Genomic DNA, 1,496 nt, shown 5'->3' with positions numbered 1-1,496 from the left:
CATCGGCCATGCGCCCCATGTTGTTGCTCGATTGCCACGGCTGGCTGTTCAAGCCATCGCTGACGCCCGGTTGCACGGCGATCCCCGGCAAGCCACCGTCCACCGGGCGCGCGGCGTCCACTTCGACGATGCGGATATTGCTGCGCCGCGCCACCGGGTATAGCGGGTCATCGGCCCACAGCGAGCGCAGGCCGATGACGGCATCGGCGTCCAACGCCAATTTGTTCAGCGCCGGGGCGCCACGGCCGGTGAAGTAGGACACCTGCCGCGAACCGGGCAGGTTGGCCGGTGCGGCGCGTTCGAGCTGTACGTCGCTGCCTTTAAGCAGCAGCTCCGCCAGGCCATAGGTAATGGGCAACGAGGCGAGGACCTTCACAGGTTTTTTCGCTTTGGTCAGCGCGGCATGGCCCAGACCTTGGTTGACTTTGAAACTCTTCGGATCAAAACCGTCGACGGCCAGCGCCGACGCGCTGATCAGGCAAGCGATGGCCAAGGCCAGTGGGCGAAATTCTGGGCGCATTATCCAAGATTCCCTTTGAGGCTGGGCACGGTGCCGCGCGCGATGGCGGCGAGGGCGAAGGCGATACCGGCGACCAGGATGATTGCGGCGCCGGAGGGGATGGGCAGGTCGAAGATGATCGGCAGCAGGATGCCGCACAACGTGCTGACGGTGGCGATCCCTACGGAGATCCAGAAGAAGCCTTTGAGCGACTGGCTCAGCAGGCGTGCCGCCGCCGCCGGAATCACCAACAGCGCGCCCACCAGGATCGCGCCGATGACCTTGACCGCCGCCACGGTGATCAACGTCACCAGGATCACGAACAGGTAATCCAGGGTTTTCACCGCCACCCCGCGCACCGCCGCCAACTGCGGGTTGAAGCTGGCGAGCATGATGCGGTTGTACAGCGGCAGGGCGAGGGCCATCACCAGGGCGCCGACAATCGCCAGCACCAGCAGGTCGTTGCCATTGACCGTCAACACCGAGCCGAACAGCACGTTTTCCAGGATGTGTACGTTGATCTTGCCCGCCAGAATCAACAGCAGGCTCGCGCCCACCGCCAGGGACACCGAAAGGAACACGCCGATCAAGGTATCCGGCGCCAAGCCGGTGCGGTTGCGCAGGTAATTGAGCAGGATGCCGAACAGCAGGCAGTAGCCGAACAGCGCGCCATAGGGCCCGGTGTAGGGTTCGCCGAGCAAAATGCCCACGGCCACGCCGGTCAGTGCGGCATGGCCGACCGCTTCGGAGAAAAACGCAAAGCGCTTGACCACCACCAGCGTCCCCAGGCCGCCGAGCACCGGTCCGATCAACAGGCCGGCGAGCAGGGCGTTGACCACAAAACCATAGGCCAGCGCCTCCGGCAGGTAACCGGAAGAGGCCCAGCCCTGGACCATCAAGCGAAACGCTTCATAACTCATGGCGCCGGGCTCCGCGGGTGGGTGGAGAACAGGCTCAGCAGGCGGTCCGGGGTCAGCGCCTCCTTGGGCGTGGCGTC

The 1,496-nt window shown here is 65.0% G+C and carries 1 protein-coding gene and 2 pseudogenes; all 3 read right to left on the bottom strand.

Going from position 1 to position 1,496, the window contains the following annotated elements:
- A pseudogene (locus L9Z73_RS30330) lies at positions 1-520 on the bottom strand (metal ABC transporter substrate-binding protein); the annotation flags it as partial.
- Positions 520-1,419, bottom strand: coding sequence for a metal ABC transporter permease (locus L9Z73_RS30325; protein WP_247408646.1), 900 nt, complete (start codon positions 1,417-1,419; stop codon positions 520-522). The gene L9Z73_RS30325 and the pseudogene L9Z73_RS30330, both read right to left, overlap by 1 nt.
- Positions 1,416-1,496 (bottom strand): annotated as a pseudogene (locus L9Z73_RS30320) (metal ABC transporter ATP-binding protein); the annotation flags it as partial. The pseudogene L9Z73_RS30320 and the gene L9Z73_RS30325, both read right to left, overlap by 4 nt.

The sequence above is a fragment of the Pseudomonas emilianonis genome (assembly GCF_023072625.1).
GTDB classification, from domain to species: Bacteria; Pseudomonadota; Gammaproteobacteria; order Pseudomonadales; family Pseudomonadaceae; genus Aquipseudomonas; species Aquipseudomonas paraveronii.
The sequence above is the reverse complement of the archived record's forward strand: the minus strand, read 5'-3'. Positions and strand labels throughout refer to the sequence as shown.